Source organism: Flavobacterium humi (assembly GCF_004745595.1).
GTDB classification, from domain to species: Bacteria; Bacteroidota; Bacteroidia; order Flavobacteriales; family Flavobacteriaceae; genus Flavobacterium; species Flavobacterium humi.
In genome coordinates, this window is record NZ_SRLH01000004.1 from 312,899 (window position 1) to 338,031 (window position 25,133).

Genomic DNA, 25,133 nt, shown 5'->3' on the forward strand with positions numbered 1-25,133 from the left:
AAATTTAAAAATAAAGTAATGAAAAGAGGGGTTAAATTAAGATTGGAAGAATACGTACCGGCCGGTACTTTTATAAAAACAAGTTTCCTGCGGGACAGGGTAGAGCTGGCTACTCGTTTCAGCGAGTTTACGCCTGCCTTCGAAGCAGAATTTCAGGATCAGCTGCAAAAAGTGGAACAATTAGAGCAAACCTTAAAACTGACCAAAGAGCAAAAAAAGGTTACCGTTACCCTTTATGAGCAGGCCGATGTGCTCAACAGCGAACTCAATTTCCTCGCGTTTTATTTCAAACGTGCCGGGCTAGACAATGCCATATTATCGCAAGTAAAAAGAGATTTGAGAGTCAAGAATATAGAAGGCGCCTGTTACAAAATGAGCGGCCTTATACAATACGTCACCGAAAACCAGGCCATGCTCTCCAGTAAAGGAATGGCGCCCGATTTCACAAGCACCCTCATTACCGTAAAGGACAGCCTTGCAGAAAAAAATGCGTTGCAAAACGAAATCATGAACATCAAAAAGCAATTGTACGAAGACAATTCAAAAGAATACAAAAAACTTTATGAATGTATCGCTACCATTATCATGGCCGGCAAGATCATGTACAACGATACCCGGAAAATAGACGAGTATACCGTTTCCAAAATCATCTCCAGGATGCGATTGGTCAAAGTAGAAGAAACAGACGCTGTGCCAGCCTAAAACTTTACACTAAAAAAGCCTGCTATTACAGCAGGCTTTTCTATTATATGTAGGTAAGCAATGCACCAAAATATACAAAAAGTACCGGTGCCGAAATCCTAATACATCGTTTTAAAACCCCGGGCAAAGCACATCACAATATGGATGGCTAATGGCAAAAAGATAAAAAACAGCGTAAAATACAAACCCGTTTTGAACATTTTCGGGCCATACGCCGGGTCATTTTTTACAAATAGTTCTGTCAGCCAGCCTAAAGTATAACCTAGGTTACAGGCAATTCCAAATCCCATTATAGCAAAAGGCTCGACCATATCTTGACCGGGCGGAGCATTCACCAGCAAAGAAGTAAGGCTCATCGAGGCAATGCCACAAACAAGGACAATCAGATTGTAAAGTATCCTCCGCAGTTCCCACCAAGATATAATTTGGAAAGAATCTCTTTCGTTTGGGTAAACATCAAGTAATTTGTCTAAATATTTCATTTATGCTTCTCTTAAAGGAAGGTTGGTATTCTTTCTGGTTTATGATCCTGCAAACGGTGTCCCGAAAAGCCCCACGGCAAGTTCAGCCCAAATAAGGAAAAGAACGGCTAGCAATCCTATGCAGAGCGCTATTTTATATTCCATTTTGGGAACTTTCCTCCATACGAGGTCACACAGCAGCCCGGTGCCCAACAGCAGGATGGCAGCAATTGTAAAATCACCCGCACTCCAGTTCACCTCTTCCGAAAATTGCATCCCTATCAACGGAATACATAATAGTAGTGCTACGGTAAGCACAATGCCAATAAGCCTTTTGTTTTTCATGATTTTAGGTTTTAAGAATTGTTGTTTTTTGTTTCAGGAAAGCAATGCATCCCTTAAATTTTTTACAAATATAAATAACTTTGAAATACAAAGTACTTTTAAATTAATTTTTTTTCATACTTTAGCCTAAAATAATTTTTGCTATGTCATTATTTGTAGAAAAAGATTCGATAGTCAGGAAAATATGGGGCAAGAGCGATACCGTACTTTTCATTTTTGCGGGCGCTGCTGCAGAATTTGCCTTGAATAAAGCAGTCGACTGGCTTTATTTTACGGGTAAGCTGCCTTCTGACCCTTTAGGCCGGTTGTTTTCCACGGTAGGTTATGCCCGGAAAATAGTTTTTGCACCTACAGATCAGGCACATGCGGCCATTGATATGATGCGCCATATCCATACGAATGTAGAGCAAAGCCGTGGTGCCTCGATACCGGATTGGGCATATCGTGATGTACTGTTTATGTTGATTCATTATTCGATAGCAGCATACGAACTGCTCGAAAAGCAATTAAGCCCGGAAGAAAAGGAAGAAGTTTACAATGTTTTTTATCGTGTAGGCACAAGGATGGGATTGCAGTCGTTGCCGTCTTCCTATATAGAATGGATTCCGGTACGCCAGCAGCATTTAACCGATGATCTCCAGCGAAGCCTATATACTGCAGATCTTTTCTTGCAATACAAAAAACACCTGGGTACCTTACGATATAAAGTATTGGTTGAAGGCCAGAAATTAGTAGTACCGGCTTCGGTAAAAGAATTATTGCATTTTAACGGTTTTTCCCTGCTTTCGCCTATCGTACCTTTATATAAATACAGCAGGCTGGTAAAGCTGGACAGGGTTGTCAAAAGTATATTGCTGCCTTCCGCCTATAAAAGCCAGATACAGGAATTGGATATAAAGGATTGAATATTATAATTTACAACATGATTGAAAATACTTCGTAAGTGTAGTCACTATCAGAAGAATTCCTATCAACCCATCTTAATAATGAGTTTTTCAGGAAATCCAAAGGAGAATTTCCGGGAATGTCCGTATACGTTTGGCTATAACCGAAATCTTGCCATTCTAAAGCATCCAAAGCGATGAAATTTGCGTAACCCGACAGGATTTCATCAGGAATGCGGACCGGGACGATATGGGTAGTCCCAATACTTTCATTGTTATCAAAAAACATCGAATAATGAAAGTTGGCTCCGTTTTTAACTTTAGAACACTCAAAAGTACTTCGGGCCAATATTTTGCCTGGAAAAATGCTACCGTGTGTGAAATCGGATTGATTCCCGTTGTTTACCAGATTATGCCCGGTCAATTCCTGAACGTTTATGACAGAAGGGATTCCTGTGTTGGCTTGCCTGTAATAGTTTGTAGTAGTGCCGGCCCTGTAAGTGAATTCCCAACGGTCAATAGGAAGTATGCTGCTGCTCACATATTTTATTTTCTTTTCAGCCGCAGTATTTGGGACATTTTCAAACGAAGTAATCATGTCCCTTCTGCCGGGATGGGAATTGTACGTATATAAAAAGATATTATTAAAGGCATTATTTACGGAATTGACCTCGACGGTATTTGTTGTGCTCAGTACAAAATCACTTTTATGCAACGTGATAGTATCGCCGCTAGTAATGGAATTTGCAGCAATATCGATATGTTTTACATACGGTTTATTCGTGCCTCTTTCAAAAAGGATAATTTCGGTACCTTGGTATTTGGCGTTTATTTCGATATTGGTTTTTTTGTAGGTATAATTATTTTCAACTTTATCCCACATAAATTCCCCATAAGGATAGGAATATCCTCTAATATGGGAGTGAGGGCGGCATTCATAAGTGAAACTTGCAGCGGTACTATTTCCGTCCCTATTGCCAAAATCTTCCACTTTAAGCACAATTTCTTTAGTAGGTAGGGTGAGATCTGGCAGTAAATGATCAGGATCTGTGAATACTTGCCCGATGTTTACATTTTTAATATGGTTGACCATCAATGAATTTCCATGCCAGATTTCAAAAAATACAATATCAATTTTATTTCCTTCGTATGGCGCTTTAAGAACCCAGGCCGAAGAATCCGACAAACTACCGTATTTTAACAATTCCCCTTGAGGAGTATAGGCTGCAATATAGGATTTTTTGTAGTCTGACGTAAATTTGCCAGGGTCCAAATCTACAGAAAAAAGAACGCTGGTTTCCACGTCCTGTATATCATCTTCCTGACAGCTGAACAAGGATGTTAAAGCAAATGCAAAAAACAATAAAGTATGGAATTTAGACATGATTTGGATTTAAAGATGGCTAAAGATAGTAAATATTTCCAGGGATGGTTTTGCTATTGGCAGTGTATTACGATTGTTTTTCAAGGATGTTCTTTAAAGTGCCCAGGCTGGTATCCATGTCTTTTGCAAGCATTTTTTCAATCATGGTTATCATGCCGTTTAGCGGATATTTCATGGTGCTGGCATTGCGCCAGATTACTTTGGTTTGATTGCCGGATATATCTTCCGTGGTCATGGTGGCATAAGCGATAGCTGGGAAAGGCCTTATAAAACGGATTTCCGTCTCGATTTTTTTTCCTTCTTCCAAAGTTTTGATTTCCTGTTCGCCTTCTCCGGCTTTTTTGTTTCCGTTCCAGCCATATATAAATCCGACTGTGCCGTCAGTGCCTTTGAATTCCCGCTTCATTTCCGGATCGACCATTACCCATTTGTTGAAATTGTCCTGGTTTTTGAGCTGTTTCAGATAATTGAAAACCTGCTGGCGTGGCGCATCGATACTAATTTCACGCTGGATGTCGTATCCTTTTTTTGTAAAAAGTGCTATAAAAAGGAAAAGGGCAGTCAAGCCGGCCAATAACAATAAAACAGTGATAATGATGTTCATTTTGATGGTTTTAGATAGTGCAAGTTAAAACATTCTCGCCATGCAATGAAAATCTTCCTGTAATTATTCTTTGATGATTTTAAAGGACTTTTTGCCATTTTCGGTTTGGATTGTAATAAAATAAAGTCCCTTTTGAAAATGACGGATGTCTATTTCCTGATTGTTTTGCGCTTTCCCGATGGCCAGTATCTTTCCATTGGTGTCCCGGATGGTATATTGGCTTGTTTCATTGTTACTGTTTTTGATGGAAAAAGAATCATGCGCCGGATTTGGATAAAGCGTACTGCTGTTTTGCGCCACGTTGTTTTCGGCCAGTGAAAGCACAGACAAATCGCCTACTTTCATTCCATTTCCAAAACTGGAAACCCACATTTCATTGGGATTGTAAGGATTGAAGAAAACCCTTTCAGGTTGTTGGAACAAATAAGAAGCTACCCTGGAAAAAACAGGTGTTGCCGCATTGATATTGGAAGAAACCCATAAGCCCTGTACCTCCGTTGTGATAAAAAGCTGATTGGGATTTGAAGGGTTGAAGGTACACGAAGTTGCCCTGTCTAGGGTTGTCCCGGTAAGTTTGGTCCAGGTTGTCCCCCTGTTTGTTGTTTTGTATAGTCCTCCCAATCCGTTTGGCGGCCCGCCCCAACCGCTAAAAACACAAGCATACCAGGTGTTTTGCGATGCGTCATTCGGATCAATCACTAAATCTTTTGTCCAATACTGCATGCCGGAATGCGAAACGTCAGACCATGAATTTAAAGCCGGATTGTATATAAAAACACCGGAACTTGCGGTAAAGGAACTTGTCCTTCTTCCGGAATAGGTGCAAACTACTTTTCCATCATTCAATACCGTGATGCTGGCCGGATGTTTTTCGGTACGCGGCGGATTTGGGAGCAATGTCCAGGTGGATGCGGCCAACAAGTTCAGGTTTGTCGTTTTGTATATACCGCCAACGCCTGTACCATTGGCATAATGGATCACACTGGCATACGCTATATTGGGATTGTTGGGGTCAAGGGTAATCCAGAATACAGGATGATTAAATACGTGTAGGTTTTGCCATGTCTGGCCTTCATTGGTAGAATATACAATCTTTCCTTCCGAGTCATTGGCGTCCAATTGGGCATCTGCCAGGCGGGTACTCTGATACATATCATGTACGCCCGATGTGGCCATAAACAGTGTGGCATTGACCGGATGCTGTGCAATCCTGTAACTGGAATTGGCAGTGTGGCCGGTATAATTGAAGGACCATGAAGTTCCGGCGTCATCACTTTTAATCCCTTTGATATCAGAAAAACAAGACCACATTTTATTGGCATTTGTCCAATGTATTTGCCAGCAGGTCGTGTTTTCCAAGCCGATGCTTTTATAGGATTTGAAAGGTGGCGTATTGGAATTGGCATTGTTTTGCGTACTCGCGTCAACATAAGCCTGTTGCCAGGTACTACCGCCATTAGTTGTTTTGTGGACAAAACCAAAATCGCCAAAAATCACCTTGTTTGCATTATTTGGTGCTACGGCCATACCAAAGGCACATTCGCCATAACCCCAGCCTCTGTCGCCTCCCTGTCCGCTCCAGCCGGTATTGATATTGGCATTATTGGTACTGTTAAATACATGATTCCACAAATTACCTCCATTAACCGATTTCAGCACAGTGGGAACGCCAGCTGAATTGCTTCCTGCCAAATATACCGTGTTGATATCATTGTTGGCCATAGCCACGAACATAGGAAAATCAGTGCCTGGAGTGATTCCAGTCATTTTGGAAGTCCAGTTCCCGCTTCCGTAATCTACTGAAAAGACGCCTTTCATAAACCCGTCATAATCCGAACCGGGAAGCCCTGGATAAATATCTCCTGCAGCTGCGGTGAGGCAGAATAATCGGGTAATGCCACCGGATTTCGCTCCTGCAAAGGACCAGATTCTATCGGCCACCGGAATTCCTGTAATAGGGGATGTAGCCCATGAGCTTCCGCCATTACCAGATACGAGCAGTCCGTCATTGGTACCGATAAAGATGGTGTTGCCGTCAAAAAAAACACCGCCTACCGTATTGCCCTGGCCAGAATTTGCAGCATTATGGATGTTGGTAAAAGTATTTCCTCCGTTACTGGAAAAATAAATTTCGCCATAATAAGAAATGATGACGCGGCTCGCATTGTTGTAATCTACGTTGATAGAAAAAGTTTCTTCGCTGCTATCCGGATTTCCCGGTAAAGGATTCCATGTGGTTCCGCCATCTGTAGTTTTCATGGGAATAGCCATATCGTTAGCATAACTGATGGTATACAGAATCCCTGGAGTGGAAGTAAAGCATACTTTCGAATTATGCCCGCCTATTATTTTTTGGGAATCTACCTGGGAGTAATGCAGGCCAAAATCTGTGGTGTGGAACAATTCGCCCATATCGCATGAAGCGTAATATTCGTTATCGGCTGTAGGATTTATCGATAAGGAAAACATGGCACCTCCTCCGCCAATTCCTCTTGAAGTAAAAGGGATTTGCTGCGAAAATATATTTTGGAATTGCCATAGTATCAAAATAATCAGGAAAGTAGTCTTTCTCATGGTTTTAAACTTTTAAGTAGATTATGTTTTTTGGGTAGATGTTATGTGTTATGAATAAAAGAACGTAAAGGCTTATTTAGTTTCAATAGTGTTTTAATGGCATATCAAATTGATTTTACAAAGTATAATAAAAGGATACCAAATATAATGAGGTCGGTTGCCAAAGCAAATTTTTCGTTTGTCCCTGCCGGTTTTTTTATCAAATGCTGAAGCCCTGCGATCCCATAATAAAGCCCGCTTCCAAAAGCACTGACAATCCTCCATTGGGGCAGGAATAAAGAAACAATGCCTATTAACCCAAAACATAGATTGGCAAATCCGAGTTCCCGGACAATAGGAAAACTTTCTTCTGTTTGTATTTGGAAAATGTGTTTAGCTGTAAACCCGGGATCTTTAATTTGTTTTATGCCTGCGATAAACAAACGAAATCCAACAGCGAAGAAAATGAACCATTTGCCAAATAAATCGAAAGAAAGGAAAGTACTGCCGTTTCGTATTGCTTCTATAAAGAAACAAACAACAGGCAGGAAAAAAGTTAAAAGCGAAACACTGAAAATGTAAATTTTATTGGTCATACGCAGGCTTTTAGCGATTGAAAATGGTGTAAGATAATTCTTAACGTATAGATGCTTTTTTTATTGTATTGTTGCATCATTTCTTTCTACATGCCTAATCGCCAATGCGGTATCGTTATCACTCCGTAACTTTTTATCGGGAGAAGCGTTACGAATTTGCGGGATATTTATTTTCTGATATGGAATTTGCAGTTGTTTTTAACTATTGTAAACCCTTGTCACTTTATCGACTCCATCGATTTTTTTTATATTATCGATCAGTTTTTTCAAAATGGTGTTATTCGGTACAATAACCGCTAAAGTCCCGTTGAAAATCCCGGCTTCGCCACTCAATGAAATACTTTGGATGTTTACGTGCATATTGTTGGAAATGACACGGGTCAATTCATTGGTAAGCCCCAAACTGTCCATGCCGGTTATCTCCAGGATCGCCTTGAAATCCTGTTGTGAGGAATCGATCCATTTGGCCTGCATGATACGGTAAGCATAGTTTGACTGCATGCTGATGGCATTGGGACAATCTCTTTTATGGACTTTGATCCCTTCGTTTATCGTTACAAAACCAAAAACAGGATCGCCTGGGATAGGGTTGCAGCAAGTGGATAATTTATAATCCAATTTGTCTTGTTCCACCCCGAAAACCAGCATGTCGTAACTGCTTGACAATTCATTTTTCTGGATCAGTTCAGGATTGGCGGATGGCCCTCTTTTGATTTTGTTCTTGAAGAAATTGATAAACGTATTGCTTTTCTGGGCGGCAAAATCTTTTAATTGCTGGTTGTCAATAGAACCGATTCCAACCCTGTAAAACAAATCCAGGCTGGTTTTCAGTTTTAGGAATGCTACAAGTTCGTTGATAGTCTGCTCATTGAGCGTGATCTTCAGGTGTTTCAGTTTACGGCTTAAGATTTCCCTTCCGTCTTCGGCAATTTTCTTGGTGTTTTCGTTAAGAACGTTGCGGATTTTGTTTTTGGCCCTTGAAGTCGTCACATAATCAAGCCAGTTGATGGTTGGTTTCTGATGTTGGGAAGTGATGATTTCGATCTGGTCGCCGCTTTTTAGTTCATGGTTCAGCGGGACTAATCTTCCATTGACACGGGTTCCGCGGGTCTTGATGCCAATTTCCGAATGGATGCTGAAAGCAAAATCGAGGGAAGTGGCTCCTTTGGGCAATGATTTTATTTCCCCTTTTGGCGTAAAGACATAAATTTCCTTGGCATACAGGTTCATCTTGAAATCTTCCACAAAATCCACCGCATTGGTTTCGGCATTTTCCAGTGCTTCCTTGAGTAAATTCAGCCAAACGTCCAAACCGCTCTCTTCATTGGCGCCTTGTTTGTATTTGTAATGCGCAGCATAGCCTTTTTCGGCAATTTCATCCATCCGTTCGCTTCGCACCTGGATTTCCACCCAGCGGCCCAGCGGCCCCATAACGGTAATATGCAGGGCTTCATATCCTGTCGATTTTGGGGAAGAGATCCAGTCGCGCAATCGGCTCGGGCTCGGCCTGTAATGATCGGTAACCACCGAATAAATCTTCCAGGCCAAAAACTTTTCGTCGTGCGGATTGGATTTGTAAACGATGCGAAGGGCGAATTTATCGTATACTTCATCAAAACTGACATTCTGTGCCGCCATTTTCCTGCGGATGGAATAGATGGATTTTGGGCGGCCTTTGATGATGTACTCGACACCTTCTTCATCTAGGGATTTTTTCAGGACGTCCGAAATACTTTTGATATACGCATCCTGTTCTTCTTTGGTTTCTTTTATTTTGCTTACAATATCGTTGTAAACAGCTGGTTCCGTGTATTTTAATCCTAAATCTTCTAGCTGTGTCTTAATGTTGTACAAACCCAACCTGTGGGCGAGCGGAGCATAAATGTATAAGGTTTCCGATGCGATTTTGACCTGCTTGTAATCGACCATGGATTCCATGGTTTGCATATTGTGCAGCCTGTCGGCCAGCTTGATGATGATTACCCGGACATCGTCATTGAGCGTGAGCAGCATCTTACGGAAGTTTTCGGCCTGCATCGAAATGTTCATGTCTTTTTTGACCTGCGATATTTTGGTCAGGCCTTCCACCAGCTGGGCTACTTTAGGATTGAACAATTTTTCGATATCCTCAACCGTAATATCCGTGTCTTCAACGACATCATGCATTAAAGCTGCTGCGATGGCTGTGGCGCCAAGCCCGATTTCACCCGCTACGATTTTTGCCACGGCGATAGGGTGGAAGATATAGGCTTCTCCCGATTTGCGGCGTTGGTCCTGATGCGCTTCAACGGCGACATCAAAAGCTTTTCGGATTAATTTTTTGTCTTCGGGAGAAAGTGTCTGATAACTTATGCGAAGCAATTCCTTGTATTCCTGTGCAATCGCTTTGTTTTCTTTTTCTATATCAATTTCGACCATAGCATACCTCTTCTTATTCCCTAAAGTTACAAATTACTACTGATATACACAAGAGTCCTTTTTTTACCCATTATTGAAAGCCACGCTGTCTTTTTGCCTCAAAAATAAGTATCGCGGCTGCTACCGAAACATTCATCGAATCAATTTCGCCCTGCATTGGGATAATGATGTTTTGGGTGGCATTGTCCCTCCATTCTGCAGAAAGCCCCGTAGCTTCGGTTCCCACTACCAGCGCGGTAGGCTTCGTATAATCCTGTGTATGGTAGGCTGTCGAATTTTGCAGCGTTGCCGCATACATATTGATATTCCTGGCTTTTAGGAAATCGATGATCTCCTGGGTTGTACCGGTCGCAATCTGGTTGGTAAACAAACAGCCAACGCTCGAACGTACAATATTAGGGTTGAACATATCGCTTTTTGGGTTGGCGATAATGACAGCGTCAATATGGGCTGCGTCGGCAGTACGGAGCATTGCGCCTATATTCCCGGGTTTTTCAGGAGCTTCGGCAACAAGGATGAGTGGTTTTTCGGATAACTGGAGTGCAGCTAAGTCAAACGGTTTGGTTTTGGCTACGGCCAAAATACCTTCGGTGGTGTCCCTATAGGCTAATTTCTGGTATACTTCTTTCGATATTTCGATTAATTCAGCATTCCCGAGCGGCAATTTGGTTATTTGCGATGCCGGAATCAGGTCTGGCAGGAACAAAACGCTTTCGATTTCGAATCCGCCCTTAACGGCCAATTCCATCTCACGTTGCCCTTCTATTAAAAAACGGCCTGATTGTTTCCGGGCTTTTGCTTTTTCCTGTAGTAAAACCAGGGATTTTATAAACGGATTTTGTACTGAAGTAATTTGTTTCATCGCAGCAAAGTTACAAAATTCCCCTGGCCTTTATTTCCAGGTATTTATTAATGGTATCCAAAGTAAGGTTTTCGGGCTGGGTCAGGACAGAATAGATGCCGTATTTCTTCAATTCATTAACGATGAGGCGTTTTTCAAAATCAAATTTTTCGGCAATGACCTTGTCGTACACTTCCTGGATGCTGTCTGATTTTTTGTCAATGAGCTGGTTCAATTCGGTATTGTTGAAAAAAACGACTACCAGCAAATGGCTTTTTGCAATCCCTTTCAAATAAGGCAACTGGCGGTGCAACCCGTCCAATGTTTCAAAATTGGTATATAAGATGATCAAGCTCCGGTGGTTGATGTTTTTTTTGATATCCACATACAAACGGCTGAAATCGCTTTCGAAATAATTGGTTTTGATATTGTACAGCGATTCGAGGATTTTGGACATTTGCGAGGAGCGTTTTTCTGCAAAAACCCTGTTTTCCACCTTTTTGGAAAAAGCAAACATGCCCGCCTTGTCCTGTTTTTTAAGGATGACATTCGAGAGTACCAAGGTTGCATTGATCGCATAATCCAGTAAACTCAAACCGTTAAAAGGCATTTTCATCACACGGCCTTTGTCAATGGCCATGTAGACAGATTGCGATTTTTCGTCCTGGAACTGATTGACCATCAGCGAATTTTTCTTGGCTGTGGCTTTCCAGTTCAATGTCCGGATATCGTCACCGGGAACATATTCCTTGATTTGCTCAAATTCCATGGTATGGCCGATCCTGCGGATTTTTTTGATGCCGTATTGGAATAAATTATTGGAAAAAGCGATCAAATCGTATTTCCGCAGCTGGATGTAGGACGGATAGGTAGGCACCATTTGGCCCTGGTCAAAGGTGAACCGCCTGGAAATGATCCGCAAAGGGGAAGAAACATATACATTCAGGCTCCCGAAAGAATATTCTCCGCGTTCGGTAGGCCTTAGGAAATAATTGATTTCATCCAGGGAGGAAGCTTTTACTTTTCGGGTAATCCCAAAATCCCTGACCTGGAACTGAAAAGGGATTTCATCGATGATTTTTAAGGAAACAGGAAAAGTATAGAAGTTCTTTATGCTGATACTGATTGGGTTTTCATCACCATTGGATAATTTTTCAGGCGTAATCCGTTTGGCTTCGATCCCGCTTTTGGCAAAAAATAAAATCAGGACATCCAACAGCAGGAAAGTCATCAATATCAATAAAATATACCGCGCCATATTGAATAGTGCCGGGAAAATAAAAGCACAGGCAAATAAGGCAACCACTCCGCCCAAGGCGTAGAAAAAGAAATTATTGAGGTATAGTTTTTTAAAGAAATCCAATTGGCTTTTGTTTAAGTTTATCGTGGTATTTCAACCGTTTCAATGATCTGTTTGATGATTTCGATACTGGTAATGCCTTCCATTTCTCTTTCGGGAGTTACGATGACACGGTGCTGCAATACCGGAATGGCCGCTTCTTTAATATCTTCTGGAGTGACAAAATCACGCCCGCGGATGGCTGCAAAACCTTTGGCTGCATTCAGGATAGCGATGGAAGCACGAGGAGAAGCCCCTAAATACAAGAAGGCATTTTCACGGGTGTTCACGACAATTTTAGCAATATATTCCACTAAATTATGTTCTACGATAATCTGTTTGACCAATGTTTGGTAGTGCTGGATATCTGCTGCAGTAAGCACTGTTTTTATGTTTTCGAGTTTTCCGTGGTTTTGCAAGGCATGTTCCCGCTGGATGATGGCAATCTCCTGGTCCAATTTCGGATAATCGATGGCAATCTTAAAAAGGAAACGGTCTAATTGGGCTTCTGGCAAACGGTATGTCCCTTCTTGCTCAATCGGGTTTTGTGTGGCAATTACCAAAAACGGGGTGTCTAAAATAAAGGCATGGCCATCAATAGTGATCTGCCTTTCTTCCATAACTTCGAACAAGGCTGCCTGGGTTTTGGCCGGGGCACGGTTGATTTCATCGATAAGGATCAGATTGGAGAAAATAGGCCCTTTTTTGAATTCAAATTCTGACTTTTTCAAATCAAACACAGAAGTTCCCAAAATATCCGAAGGCATCAAATCCGGTGTAAACTGAATCCTGCTGAATCCGATCTGCATGGTTTTGGCCAATAATTTAGCGGTGATGGTTTTGGCAACACCAGGAACACCTTCGAGTAAAACGTGGCCGTTTGAAAGGATGGCAACCAATAACTGGTCGATCATTTTTTCCTGGCCTACAATAACTGTCCCCAGTTCGTTTTTGATGGCCGTAATGCTGTCCAAAAGGGGCGACAGGTTTATTCTTGATTCGAAATTGACGTTTCCGGTTTGGGTTTCCGTATTGGTTATATCTTCCATAATGGTATGTTTGAGATTTTATTTTTGCTAGTGGTGTATTATTTTTTCAATGGCGTTATTGATTTGTATCAAATCAGCCTCAATGCTGTTATTCGGGCTTCTGCGGTGTGTGTTGATCAAAAATACCGCTTTTTGGATATCCGCTATGTTTTTTCCGGATTTAAGATGCAGTTTTTTTATGAAATCATCATCGAGCCTTGTGGTATCCAGTAAATATTCATTTCGGATCTTTTCCAGGAAATAAATGATTTTTTTATCGATTATGGTGCCATGGTCCCCTTCCTGATAGTATAAATTCCCGATGGTCCTGATAAATTCCACCGTGGTATTGGTCAACGGTTTTTTTATAGGGACAATCCGTTGTTTGCGTTTGGCATTGAAAATCATAAAAACTGCAATTCCCATCAGGGCAATCCACCAGCCCCATTCGAGAGCCGGCTGGCTCAAAATATACCGCAGGCGCGATTCGGAAATGACTTCACCGTTTTGACCTTTGGTGTACCAGTAAATATTTTCTTTCGGGATGTAGGAAAGTACTTTTTCGGCATATTGGTAATGGTCGTCTTTGAGTAAATGGAAATTCGTGAAAGCGGCCGGCTGGGTGTGCAGTAGGAATTGCCCGTCGTAATACTTCACTTTGATAAAATTTACCCTTGTAGAATCACCGCTTTGGTATCCTAAAACGGTGGTATTCAAGGTGTCTATTTTGGAAAAATAGGTATTGCCCAACCCTTCGGTTATTTTATATTTTTTTGTGCCCAATGCAGGATTGGCCACCCAATTGTAAATGCTGTCTGTTGTTTTAAACTCCAGGTTTGTCTTTATTTTCAAGGAATCCAACAAATATTGCGGAAGCTCTTTAGAACTTATAAAGGCTGTATTGCCATAGCTTACAAAGTTGCATAATTCTTCAACGGATTGATCGTCCAGTTTTGAAAATTCCGAAATATTCAGGATCGTCCCTTTAATTTGATAATCATAAGTGAGGGTATCGGTATCATCGTCCCCGTAGTCGAATTTATCACTCAGGAATTCATATGGGGTCACATTTACTTTTTCGATTTCCTGACCCTTAAAAAGAGTATTGGCTTCCTGGTCAAGGACATACAAGCCCAAAGGTATTTTGTCTTTGAGGGAATAGGTTGGCGTCCAGTTTATCGGTTTTGGCGAATTGGCATCTATAACCACAATGCCAATCATGAGCAAGACCAGAAATACAATGTATATTTTAACTGATTTACTCATTGTCAGATTGTTTTTAGGGTAATATCGAAGCTGTTTTTCGCTTTTTCGAAAGTCATATCGTCCAATTCAAACTCACCATACCATATATAATTGTAAAGATGGGAGAAATAGGCGAAATCCTCTTTGAGCTTCGGGTTTTTTATTTCGTATGCATAATCGGAATTGGTTTTTTCAAGATCCCATTCGATAATTTCCTTTTCAGACATTTTTTGAAGCAGCCAAAGATAATAATAACGGATGGTCAGCCTTTTTTCCCCTGATTTTAATGTTTGCTGGATCAGTTTTTCGAAATCTATATTCTTGATGTTTTTTTCAATATCTTCATGATGGATGATTTTCTTATCGGAATTTTTCCCAAAAACCCATTGTCCATCCTTGTTTAATATCGCTTTGGCAATCATATAAATGACATATACCACGATAAGTACCGCAATGGATTTTAGCAGGATCTCAACAAAATTCATAGAAGATTCATTGCTGGCAAAATTGAACAACCGCTGGAAAATACCCGCCAGCCATTCTTTAAAACGGTCCCAGGCATTTTTTTCTTTCGATTTGAATTCGTAGGTGAAGGCTTCATCCGTATATTTTGATTTGAATTTCGCATCAAAAGCCCGGGCTTCGATTGTATCGGTATCTACCAGGATGTCCTTTTCCTGGAAAACCGTTTTTTTAGGAGTTTGTGTTTCAGTAGTATGCGTTTTGGCTACAACCAGAGAATCTTCCACACCATAACCCATCAAAGGCAAAAGAAGGAAAAGGCATAGTAAAGCGTTTGCTTTTTTAAGGCAGTTTATGGAAAATGACAACATATTATGCTTTTTGCTTTTTGTGGATTATAAAAGGATAGACCAAATAGTAAAAACTAATGACAGCCAAAGTAAAAAGGATAATAAAACTGCTGAGCCAAATAGGCATATCGATGGAATACCGTGTGATAAAGCCTTCCAGGAAACCGGCGGCAACCGTAAAGGGAACTGTGCTTAAAAATATCTTGAAACTGTTCTTAAAACCAATCTTAAAGGAATTCACCCTTGAAAATGTCTGTGGGAATAATATGGAAGCTCCTAAAATGAACCCGGCTGCGGTTTCAATCACAATGGCGAAAATTTCCATAGAACCATGTATCCAGATGCCCCTGACACTTTCCCAAAAAACGCCTTGCTGGTAAAAAAAATACTGAAAAGCACCTAACATTATGGCATTCTGAAAGGAAACATACAAAGTCCCAATCCCGCCCAACAGTCCATAGATATAACAATAGGCCCCAACTTTTAGGTTGTTTACCGTTATACCTATAAAACTCCCCCAGTCACTTCCAGATTTGTAGATGGCTACAGGATTTCCTTCCTTTATATTCTCCAGGGTTTCATTTACATAGGCGTCGGAAAGGACCAAACGGACAAAGTTTTCATCGTATTTCGCCGAAACCACCCCAAGGGTCACTATGGTAAAGAAAAGGACAAAAGCATACAATAAATACCTTTTGTACTCATAAACAAGCAGCGGGACTTCCGTTTTGAAGAAATAAACCAGCTGATTGGTCTGGGCACGTTTTGTTTTGTAAATTTTTTGATATATTTGAGAAGTCAAATAATTTAAATAGACAACTGTTTTGCTTTTAGGGTAGTATGTTTGGGCATACGACAGGTCATTTACTAATTGAACATATAAATTAGCAATTTCATCAGGATTTTTTTTAGTTTTGCCAAAAATTACCTGTTCGAAATCAAGCCACTTTTGTTTATTTTGTTTTATAAATGCAATTTCTCTCATTGTCGGCTAAAATATAAAATATGTCAGAACTATCCATAAATACGACGCAAAATGTTAATATAAATTTTACGGCTGCTACCGTGGGAGAGCGGATATTGGCAAGCTTTTTGGATTTTCTGATAAAAACAGCTTACGGGATTGTCGTTTTTTACATTTTCTTTTACTGGATGGGCCTGACCGATAAAATGGCCCAAATGGATTATTGGTCCAATATGGCTATAATCATTCTTTTTTATTTCCCGGTCCTGATTTATTCCATTACCCTGGAAAGTATTTTTGAAGGACAGACTTTCGGAAAAAAGCTGGTCAAGATCAAAGTAGTCAAAATCGATGGTTACCAGGCCGGTTTCGGGGATTACCTGATTCGCTGGATTTTCAGGGCTATCGAAAAAAACTCTATTTTTATCGTGGTCGGGCTCGTGGCGATGGGATCTAACAAAAGGACACAACGGATAGGCGATATTGCTGCCGGGACTGCGGTAATTACCTTAAAAAACAGCATTACCATAAACCATACCATCCTGGAAGAATTGGGTTCGGAATATATACCTACCTATCCGTCGGTGATAAAATTGTCCGACAACGATGTAAGGATTATCAAAGATACTTTTGAAATAGCAAGGACTAACGGTGATTTTGAGATCATCAGCAAGCTCAGGGCAAAGATCGAAGAAGTGACCGGTATCAAAAACCAGTCAAAACTGGAATCTGATTTCATCAGGATCATTATCAAAGATTACAATTTCTACACGAAGGATATGTAATTTCGTTTAGTACGCTGCCAACTTTTCATATAAAAATCGCAATGTTTTACCTTTTGGATATTATCGGGACTATGGCTTTTGCCATGTCTGGGGCTTTGACCGCAATGAATAAAAAAATGGATCCTTTTGGGGTGCTGATTATTGCGTTTGTTACTTCTGTCGGCGGCGGGACCCTGCGTGATGTCATGATAGGAAGGACCCCTGTAGGCTGGATGCGTGACCTCAATTATGTATATGCCATACTGATAGGATTTACCATAGCCTTGATTTTCCGGAAAAAACTCGACAGGTTCCGGACGTCATTGTTTTTGTTTGATACCATCGGATTGGGTGTTTTTACCTTAATCGGACTTCAAAAAGGAATCAATATTCATCTTAATCCTGTCATCTGTATAGCTTTAGGCACCATGACTGCCTGTTTTGGAGGTGTTATCCGGGATATCCTCTGTAATGATATTCCTGTGATTTTCAGGAAGGAAATTTACGCGACTATTTGCATTGCCGGTGGAATAGTATTCTTTGGACTGAAAGAACTGCACCTGGACAATGATCTTTTGTACCTGATCACTTCCTTGGTCATCATTGTTATCAGGCTAATGGCTGTAAAATTCAGATGGACTTTAAAACCTGTGGAAAAAGGATAAAAATTACCGGTTCATAAAAACCCAGCCTGTAAGCGGCGACGGATAACCGGGTTCGTTCAGGTACAACACATAAAAATAGGTGCCTTCCGGCAGATTGCCATGAAAAAGAATAGCCGGCTGGTTCGATTTCCCATCCCAATCTTCTGTGTTGTTGTTCCCTTCCCAAACCAAAGAACCCCAACGATTGTATATCGATAGCTCAAAATGCAAGAAAACATCCCGTAATCCTTCTACAAAAAAAGAATCGTTTAAACCGTCCCCATTAGGGGTGAAATAATTGTAAACTGTTGGAGGGCAGGGGATAGCTACCAGTTCAAAATGGGTTATCGTAAAGCAATGCTCGTTTTCAATCCTTACGTAAATTGTTTTTGGTGTTGCCTGTGCCAGGTAATTGGTAGTGTTTATAATAGGGTTCTGGGAAAGAACGGCATCCTGGTTGTTTTCAAAAAAAAGCACTGTATCGCCCGGGTTTATTGGAATCGCTCCTGTTTGTAACGAAAAATCGAAAGTCCCTCGTGTATTGCCTTCGTTGCAAGCCGTTACGTTTTGCGGGGCATTGATTTCGGGCGAAAGCCATAAAGCTACCTCTTGGGTAAATGTATTGTTGTTTTCATTGGTTTCCGTCACATGGGCCACCCCGTTCTCATTATCCACAATAAACTGCAAATCGAAAACAGGCGCAACAGAAGCCGGGATAATTACCGTAGTTTCATAATTCCGGGTTTCGCCTATAGGAATATCTTCTGTAGTCTGGACAACGCCTACAGCAATTCCGTCAGCATAAATAGTGGTAAAAGTCCCACTCGGAAGAAAATCGGTGGCATTGAAGTTCCGGATGGAATATTGTATCGTCAATCTTCTTGTATTGCATTCCTGGGCTATGTTTTCAATGGCAACAGTAGCATCGGGGAGTTGGCTGTTCAATTTGGTCACAATAGCGTTTATCATGACAAAATCGCGGTCCGATGTTAGCTGGATTGAAGCGCTCTCATCTCCAATCTGAATATTGTTCTGGATATTGTAAACATCCAGGTCCATATTGTATAACACGGAAGAGCCCGTAAAACTATTTGTCCCGTTGAAGGCATTGTCAGAAGGATTCAACGGCGGGTTGCTTATCAGGTTGCCGTTAATCCTCAAAGATTCGTTTTCGGCAATACTGCGGTCTCCTTCCCAGGCCACAAAACCTATTTTTGCATCCTCATTGTCAATAACGTTTAAACTGTCGAGCGTAATATTGATCGCATCCGGCACAAATTGAAGCCCATCGTAAATATTCAGCTGGTTCAGGGGCAGCGCCGCATTTTTGTATACAATGATTATGGCCCAGCCGCCAAAATTGGTGCCGTTTGGGCAATATTGTGCAATGACATTGGTCAAATCCAGTTCGGAAAGAGTGTAATTCCCGTTTCCGGAGGTTTGTACCTGAGTAGTGATATCGGCAAAAGCACTAAAAAAAGGACGCTGCGAAGTTGGCTGGATAACACTAAACTGCCTTGTTGCGGTTATGGCCACATCATTGAGTTTTACATCAAAATCCCCTGTCCCGGAACCTGCCCAGTACAAATAAGCCGCTTCGACCATATCGGAAGGATTCAGGTTTACGGTAGCCGAGGAAGAAGTAGTGATGGTACAAGGCGCGCCGGTCCCGTTTTCGTTGGTGTTTAATGTATTTCCGATGAATGCGAAATCATATCTTCCATTAAATTGGCTGTACAGGGAAACATTCTGGCTCACTACCGAAGCAAGGCCCAAAAAGAAAAAAATAAACAGGAAAAGTAATTTTTTATTCATTTTTGGAAGAATGTCTAAAGATAAAGATACAGTTTTTAGTTTTCCAGCTTATAAAAATACTCAATGTTTTGTAAAAAATGTGTACTTTTCGAGTGTTAAAACAAGCCATGTGAAAGAGTTTTCGGTAAGACAATATGAGACAAAAGATTACGCTGTTTGGAATGCTTTTATAGAAGAAGCCAAAAACGCTACATTTTTATTCCACCGTGACTTCATGGAATACCACAATGACAGGTTTACGGATTATTCGCTACTGGTTTTTAAAGAAGGCAAACTGGTAGGATTACTCCCGGCCAATACGTCTGGAAATGAAATCCATTCCCACCAGGGCCTCACGTACGGAGGCCTGGTCTATAAAGAAAATCTTAAGCTGGCGGCCGTTATTGCGGTTTTTTCCGAAGTGCTGCGGTTTTTGCATGAAAACGGTTTTCCAAAACTCCATTGCAAGACCATTCCGGGCATTTACCATCAAAAACCGGCGGAGGAATTGTTGTATGCATTGTTTTTGGCAGAAGCCAAATTAACCCGGCGCGATTCGCTCGCCGTCATAGACATGAACAAAGGATTTTCCATTTCCAAAGGAAGGATGGAAGGCGTAAACAAAGGAGCTAAAAAGAATTTGACCATCAAGGAAACCACAGATTTTGAGGCTTTCTGGCAGCATATCTTGCTTCCGAACCTGGACAAAAAACACAAGGCAAAACCGGTACATTCCCTGGAGGAAATCCAATTGCTGCATTCCAGGTTTCCTAAAAACATCCGGCAGTTCAACGTTTATTCCGGCCAGGAAATCGTAGCCGGCGCCACTGTTTTTGAAAGTAGCCAGGTAGCCCATATGCAATATATTTCAGCCGGCGAAAATAAAAATGAATTAGGAAGCCTGGACTTCTTATTCCATCATTTGCTGTGTGCCGTTTTTGAAAAAAAGCTGTTTTTTGATTTTGGCATTTCCAATGAAAACCAGGGAAAAAAACTCAATAACGGACTTTCTTTCTGGAAGGAAAGTTTTGGAGCCGGTACAATGGTGCAGGATTTTTACGAAGTAACAACCTCTAATTTCCATCTCTTGGAAACAATAATCCTATGATTCCATTTTTAGATTTACATAAAATCAACAAGCTTTATGAAGATGCTTTTCAGCAAAAACTGAAAGGGATGCTTGACAGCGGCTGGTATATTTTGGGCAATGAAGTCAAAGCGTTTGAAGATGATTTTGCGGCTTACTGCGGCACCAAATATTGCATTGGCGTGGGCAACGGGCTCGATGCTTTGGTGCTGATCTTCAAAGCCTGCCTCGAATTGGGCAAGCTGCAAAAAGGGGATGAGGTAATTGTCCCGGCCAATACTTACATTGCCAGTATTTTAGCTATTTTACAAGCTGATCTTATTCCGGTTTTGGTAGAGCCAAAATGGGAAACCTTCAATATTGATCCTGATTTGATCCAGCAAAAAATAACCCCGAAAACAAAAGCCATCCTGGCCGTTCATCTTTATGGGCAATTGGCTGAAATGGAAGACATTGCCGAAATAGCCCATAAAAACGGCTTATTGGTCATTGAAGACGCAGCACAAACGCATGGGGCGGTTATTGATGGAAAAAAAGCCGGGAACCTGAGCCACGCAGCGGGTTTTAGCTTTTATCCAGGGAAAAACCTGGGCGCTTTGGGTGATGCCGGCGCGGTAACCACTAACGATCAGGAATTGGCAAAAATGATCCATTCCCTACATAATTATGGCTCCGCAGTAAAATATTACAACGATTTTATTGGTGTAAACTCCAGATTGGATGAGCTCCAGGCCGCTTTTTTACGTGTGAAACTGCCGCATTTGGATTCCGATAATGAAAAAAGGAGAGCTGTTGCAAAGCGGTATGCATCCGAAATCAAGAATGCAAAGATCCTTTTGCCACAATGGGATTTTTCCGCAAACCATGTTTTCCATTTGTTTGTCATCCGGACCCAAAACAGAAATGATCTTCAAAAGTATTTATCGGAAAACGGCATCCAGACCATGATTCATTACCCGGTTGCGCCGCACAAGCAAAAAGCATTACAGCAATGGAAAGACCTTTCGTTCCCAATCACCGAGAAAATCCACAATGAAGTGTTAAGCTTGCCTATAAGCCCTGTAATGACAAAGGATGAAGTAGATAGTGTCATTTCAGTTTTAAATAAATATTAATTGGAATTATTTAAAAAAATACAATCTTCCACATTGTTTAAAGTCACGTCTTTAAACGGCATAAGCGTTTTGGTTAAGATCGCCATCGGGCTGGTCACCTCAAAAGTCCTGGCAGTTTTTATCGGGCCGGGCGGTATGGCCCTGGTAGGTAACCTTCGGAATTTTCTAACTTCGGTAGAAAGCGTTTCTTCTTTAGGGTTTCAAAACGGGATCGTAAAGTATGTGGCTGAAAATGACAAGCAGGAACCGGGATTGAAAAGGATTGTTTCCACGCTTTTTATCAGTTTGCTGGTGGTAACGCTGGCCATAGGATGCGTTCTTTTCTTTTTAGCAGAGTATTGGAACCAAAAGATTTTCGGCAGCCAGTTGCACTATGCCTATGTTTTCAAAATTACAGCAGTAACCCTTCCTTTTTATATTGCTTCTTTGTATTTGGTAGCCATCATCAACGGATTGGGAAAATTCACTAAAGTAATATACATCAATATTTTAGGGAATATTATCGGTTTGCTGGTCACGTTGTTTTTTGTTTGGAAACTAATGGTGCCCGGTGCATTGCTGGCCATTATTATTACTCCTTCCTTATTGTTTTTTGTGAGCCTCTATTTCATTTCAGGAGAGATTTCGTTAAAACAATCCCTAAATTTCAGGATTTTTGATTTGGGTATTTTCAAGAATTTGTCGCACTATCTTATCATGGCAATGGTGTCCGGGATTTTGGGGCCTTTGGTGCTTTTAATGATCCGGAACCATGTTATTGACACCATCGGTTTAAAAGAAGCGGGTTTTTGGGAAGCGGTTTACAGGATTTCGACCTATTACCTGTTGTTTGTAAACACTTTGCTTACAGTGTATTATTACCCTAAATTAGTAGTTGCAAAAGACCATACCGAAACAAAATCAGTTATTTGGGATTTTTATAAAAATGTGTTGCCTCTTTTTGCCGTAGGGCTGCTTGTGGTGTATTGTTGTAGAGGGCTGATCATAAAAATCCTTTTCAGCCGTGATTTTGAACCTGTTTCAGATTTGTTTTTCTGGCAGCTTGCGGGTGATTTCCTCAAATCGGTTTCCTGGATCCTGGCCTTGCAGTTTTTTGCCAAAAAAATGACCAAAGCATTTATTGTGACTGAAATCCTGTCGTTGTCAATCCAGCTTTTATCCAGTTTTTATTTTGTCAATGTTTTTGGTGTTGAAGGCGTAGTGATGGCCCATGCCTTTACTTATTTTGCGTATTTGATAGTTTTAGGGATTTATTTCAGGAAAAACCTCTTTAGTTAGCGTTCCATGCCTCAATATATTTTTCCGCTATTTTTACATAATCGTGTTCTTTTTCTATAAATGCCCTGGCTCTTGTGCTTATGGCTGAAATTTCCTCCGGGTTTTCTATTAGGAAAGAAAGCTCTTTGACCAGGTAGGCTACATCAGGAATAGCATTTATGGCCACTTTTTCAGTCAGTTTATAATACTCGGAAAATTCTTTTTCAGCCCCGGTAAAAACAACCTTGCCTTTTGCCATGGCTTCAAGGGCATTGTAACCCTGGTCATAGGCATACACCTGGTCAAGCAGGATATGGGCTTTGTCATACATCTCTATATAATCGTTATACGGAGTGTTTTGGGCAATGATAACGGTAACTTTTCCCGGATATTTTGCCTTGATGAGCTGTAGGGCTTCTTCAAAATACCGGATGCCCTTCTGATGGTAGTTCCATTGGTTAATCCCTAAAAAAATAACGATTCCAGTATTTGTTTCCGGTTTTTTATACCCTAGTTTAGTCCAATTTACAGGATTAGGGATCAGGCCGATAAACTTTTTATCTCCCTGCAGCGGAAGCACATAGTCAAAATCGGAAGCGATGATCCCCTGGCAGTTTTCGTATATAAAATCATGCAGGCGGATATGCCCTTTGGTCAAATAATCAAAAATATAACGGTATTTAGAGTGCAGGCTTTTGTCTTCAAAATAAGGCGTCAAGATTGATTTCAGTGGTTTTCGGGCCATCAGGAAAGTCAAATTCAGGTAGCTGGTACCGCAGGACAAGAGATAGAGCTTATGGTTTTGCTTTTTTATCCTTTTTAATAGATACAGTTCCAGCGCGGGATTGGTTTTTACAGGTGCTTCATTGATGAGCTGCACGACATCAAAATCCTTGAATTTGGGTAATAAGAAAAAGAAACGAAGGCCCCGTTCCAATGCGGCAAAATCATAACGGAAAAACCTGTAAATGAGTTGCCTGAAAATATTCAAGGCCGGTTTTTTAGACCATTTTGCATCAATGGAATAATCGGAAGGGTAGTTTTTAAAACCATCTCCACTGCTTACGATAGTTACCTCATGCTGTAACGAAATGAGCCCTTCTTTTAAAGAATTGTGCAATCTGCTGTATTCGCCAACCAGTAATATTCTCATTAATGCTTATATTTGATTTAAAAATAGTACTTCTGTGGCGATAGCACAAAAAAAATATAAAATTTGTTTGGTTAGTGAATGTTTGTCAACGGGAGGAGCCGAGCGCGTGGCCGCTTTACTGTCCCATTTTTTTGTGAGCAAAGGAATCGAAATACACCATGTAATCGTTTTGGACAGTGTAGTTTATGATTATTCCGGCGAATTGCTGAACCTGGGCAAACTCAAAAACGAATCGAATTCCGTGGCAAACAAATGGAAGCGGTTTTTTACTTTCAAAAAATATATCCAACACAATAATTTCGATTATATCATCGATTTCAGGGTGAAAAACAATTTTTACCAGGAATGGATCATTTCAAAATGGGTGTATAAAACCCCTAAAATTTATACGGTAAGGAGCTATTTCCTAAAATTTTATTTTCCCAAAAGCAAATGGCTGGCCCAAAGGATCCATAATGGTGCTTTCGGGATAGTCGCCAATACCGAGAAAATCAGGGAAAATGTCCAGGCGGTATATGGTTTCAAAAAAGTAAACACGATTTACAATCCTATTGCCATTGATGTTGTGGATTTGCAGTCCCGTGAAGAACCGGGTATTGATTTTCAGTACATTGTCTGCGCCGGAAGGATGAACGACAATGTGAAGCAGTTTGACAAATTAATGGAAGCCTACTCGAATTCCGTTTTGCCTTCCCATAATATAAAATTAATCGTTTTAGGAGACGGAAAACAAAGAAAAGCATTGGAAAACCGGGCTGCAGCATTGCAACTGGAATCGATGGTCTTATTTTACGGGCATGTCAAGAATCCGTTTCAATACTATAAAAACGCTAAATTCTTTGTATTGTCAAGCAAATTTGAAGGAATGCCGAACGTCATCCTTGAGTCGTTAGCCTGCGGTACCCCTGTGGTTTCTTTTGATTGCCTTTCCGGGCCTTCCGAAATGATAACCCACAAAGAAAACGGCCTTCTTGTTGAAAACCAAAACGTTTCACAGTTAACCCAAGCCATAGATCTTTTTGTCGAAGATGAAAAATTATACCACTATTGCAAAGGAAACGCCCGGGAAAGCATCCGGAAATTTTCGTTGGAAAATATAGGGAAACAATGGTTGGAATATCTTAAAATTAATGTAAGTTAGCC

At 40.9% G+C, this 25,133-nt stretch carries 23 protein-coding genes; 8 read left to right on the forward strand and 15 right to left on the reverse strand.

The window, feature by feature from the left end; all coding sequences use genetic code 11:
- The first annotated feature begins 18 nt into the window (after window positions 1-18).
- Window positions 19-702, forward strand: coding sequence for a hypothetical protein (locus tag E4635_RS09035; protein ID WP_135526309.1), 684 nt, complete (start codon window positions 19-21; stop codon window positions 700-702).
- A gap of 98 nt (window positions 703-800) precedes the next feature.
- Here the strand turns inward: E4635_RS09035 and E4635_RS09040 are convergent, their stop codons facing one another.
- On the reverse strand, window positions 801-1,184 hold the full coding sequence (locus E4635_RS09040; protein ID WP_135526310.1) for a hypothetical protein: 384 nt from the start codon (window positions 1,182-1,184) through the stop codon (window positions 801-803).
- 39 nt (window positions 1,185-1,223) lie between these two features.
- Complete coding sequence (locus tag E4635_RS09045; RefSeq protein ID WP_135526311.1) at window positions 1,224-1,508, reverse strand: hypothetical protein; 285 nt, start codon at window positions 1,506-1,508, stop codon at window positions 1,224-1,226.
- A gap of 143 nt (window positions 1,509-1,651) precedes the next feature.
- On the opposite strand from E4635_RS09045, the gene E4635_RS09050 reads away from it, so the two are divergent.
- Window positions 1,652-2,413 (forward strand): oxygenase MpaB family protein, encoded by a 762-nt coding sequence (locus E4635_RS09050; RefSeq protein WP_135526312.1) that lies wholly within the window; start codon window positions 1,652-1,654, stop codon window positions 2,411-2,413.
- Between the two features lie 10 nt (window positions 2,414-2,423).
- On the opposite strand, the gene E4635_RS09055 is transcribed toward E4635_RS09050, so the two are convergent.
- From E4635_RS09055 to E4635_RS09105, 11 genes are all read right to left on the reverse strand, one after another.
- Complete coding sequence (locus tag E4635_RS09055; RefSeq protein ID WP_135526313.1) at window positions 2,424-3,776, reverse strand: hypothetical protein; 1,353 nt, start codon at window positions 3,774-3,776, stop codon at window positions 2,424-2,426.
- A gap of 67 nt (window positions 3,777-3,843) precedes the next feature.
- Window positions 3,844-4,380 (reverse strand): SRPBCC family protein, encoded by a 537-nt coding sequence (locus E4635_RS09060; RefSeq protein ID WP_135526314.1) that lies wholly within the window; start codon window positions 4,378-4,380, stop codon window positions 3,844-3,846.
- Window positions 4,381-4,443: 63 nt separating this feature from the next.
- Window positions 4,444-6,954, reverse strand: coding sequence for a T9SS type A sorting domain-containing protein (locus tag E4635_RS09065; RefSeq protein WP_135526315.1), 2,511 nt, complete (start codon window positions 6,952-6,954; stop codon window positions 4,444-4,446).
- Between the two features lie 104 nt (window positions 6,955-7,058).
- Window positions 7,059-7,529, reverse strand: a complete 471-nt coding sequence (locus tag E4635_RS09070) for a DUF6790 family protein (RefSeq protein WP_135526316.1) — start codon at window positions 7,527-7,529, stop codon at window positions 7,059-7,061.
- Window positions 7,530-7,727: 198 nt separating this feature from the next.
- On the reverse strand, window positions 7,728-9,947 hold the full coding sequence (locus E4635_RS09075; protein ID WP_135526317.1) for a RelA/SpoT family protein: 2,220 nt from the start codon (window positions 9,945-9,947) through the stop codon (window positions 7,728-7,730).
- Between the two features lie 70 nt (window positions 9,948-10,017).
- A complete protein-coding gene (locus E4635_RS09080; protein WP_135526318.1) occupies window positions 10,018-10,809 on the reverse strand; it encodes a TrmH family RNA methyltransferase in 792 nt (263 codons plus the stop codon).
- A gap of 10 nt (window positions 10,810-10,819) precedes the next feature.
- Window positions 10,820-12,151 carry a DUF58 domain-containing protein gene (locus E4635_RS09085; RefSeq protein ID WP_135526319.1) on the reverse strand — a complete coding sequence of 444 codons (1,332 nt, stop codon included), beginning with the start codon at window positions 12,149-12,151 and terminating at the stop codon, window positions 10,820-10,822.
- 17 nt (window positions 12,152-12,168) lie between these two features.
- Complete coding sequence (locus tag E4635_RS09090) at window positions 12,169-13,176, reverse strand: AAA family ATPase (RefSeq protein WP_135526320.1); 1,008 nt, start codon at window positions 13,174-13,176, stop codon at window positions 12,169-12,171.
- Between the two features lie 27 nt (window positions 13,177-13,203).
- The gene (locus tag E4635_RS09095; protein WP_135526321.1) at window positions 13,204-14,421 is read right to left on the reverse strand and encodes a DUF4350 domain-containing protein; all 1,218 of its coding nucleotides are present in this window, start codon (window positions 14,419-14,421) and stop codon (window positions 13,204-13,206) included.
- A gap of 2 nt (window positions 14,422-14,423) precedes the next feature.
- Window positions 14,424-15,233 carry a DUF4129 domain-containing protein gene (locus tag E4635_RS09100; protein WP_135526322.1) on the reverse strand — a complete coding sequence of 270 codons (810 nt, stop codon included), beginning with the start codon at window positions 15,231-15,233 and terminating at the stop codon, window positions 14,424-14,426.
- A gap of 1 nt (window position 15,234) precedes the next feature.
- Complete coding sequence (locus tag E4635_RS09105) at window positions 15,235-16,197, reverse strand: stage II sporulation protein M (protein WP_135526323.1); 963 nt, start codon at window positions 16,195-16,197, stop codon at window positions 15,235-15,237.
- Between the two features lie 20 nt (window positions 16,198-16,217).
- Here E4635_RS09105 and E4635_RS09110 point away from each other — a divergent pair, with 20 nt between their 5' ends.
- Window positions 16,218-16,961, forward strand: coding sequence for an RDD family protein (locus tag E4635_RS09110; protein WP_135526324.1), 744 nt, complete (start codon window positions 16,218-16,220; stop codon window positions 16,959-16,961).
- A gap of 41 nt (window positions 16,962-17,002) precedes the next feature.
- Window positions 17,003-17,605: a trimeric intracellular cation channel family protein gene (locus E4635_RS09115; protein WP_135526325.1), complete on the forward strand. Its 603-nt coding sequence runs from the start codon at window positions 17,003-17,005 to the stop codon at window positions 17,603-17,605.
- A 3-nt stretch (window positions 17,606-17,608) separates the two neighbouring features.
- Here the strand turns inward: E4635_RS09115 and E4635_RS09120 are convergent, their stop codons facing one another.
- Entirely contained in the window at window positions 17,609-19,399 is a 1,791-nt protein-coding gene (locus E4635_RS09120; RefSeq protein WP_135526326.1) for a T9SS type B sorting domain-containing protein, read from the reverse strand.
- A 109-nt stretch (window positions 19,400-19,508) separates the two neighbouring features.
- On the opposite strand from E4635_RS09120, the gene E4635_RS09125 reads away from it, so the two are divergent.
- Genes E4635_RS09125 through E4635_RS09135 form a run of 3 tightly spaced genes read left to right on the forward strand, consistent with a single transcriptional unit; the run spans window position 19,509 to window position 22,858 of the window.
- A complete protein-coding gene (locus E4635_RS09125; RefSeq protein ID WP_135526327.1) occupies window positions 19,509-20,486 on the forward strand; it encodes a GNAT family N-acetyltransferase in 978 nt (325 codons plus the stop codon).
- Window positions 20,483-21,580 (forward strand): DegT/DnrJ/EryC1/StrS family aminotransferase, encoded by a 1,098-nt coding sequence (locus E4635_RS09130; protein ID WP_135526328.1) that lies wholly within the window; start codon window positions 20,483-20,485, stop codon window positions 21,578-21,580. Before E4635_RS09125 ends, E4635_RS09130 begins: the two co-directional genes overlap by 4 nt.
- Window positions 21,581-22,858 carry an O-antigen translocase gene (locus tag E4635_RS09135; protein WP_135526329.1) on the forward strand — a complete coding sequence of 426 codons (1,278 nt, stop codon included), beginning with the start codon at window positions 21,581-21,583 and terminating at the stop codon, window positions 22,856-22,858. It begins immediately after the preceding gene.
- Here the strand turns inward: E4635_RS09135 and E4635_RS09140 are convergent.
- Complete coding sequence (locus tag E4635_RS09140; RefSeq protein WP_135526330.1) at window positions 22,851-23,990, reverse strand: glycosyltransferase; 1,140 nt, start codon at window positions 23,988-23,990, stop codon at window positions 22,851-22,853. The two genes, E4635_RS09135 and E4635_RS09140, sit on opposite strands and share 8 nt — an antisense overlap.
- Before the next feature lie 67 nt (window positions 23,991-24,057).
- Here E4635_RS09140 and E4635_RS09145 point away from each other — a divergent pair, with 67 nt between their 5' ends.
- Window positions 24,058-25,131 carry a glycosyltransferase gene (locus E4635_RS09145; protein WP_169630233.1) on the forward strand — a complete coding sequence of 358 codons (1,074 nt, stop codon included), beginning with the start codon at window positions 24,058-24,060 and terminating at the stop codon, window positions 25,129-25,131.
- Window positions 25,132-25,133: the final 2 nt, after the last annotated feature.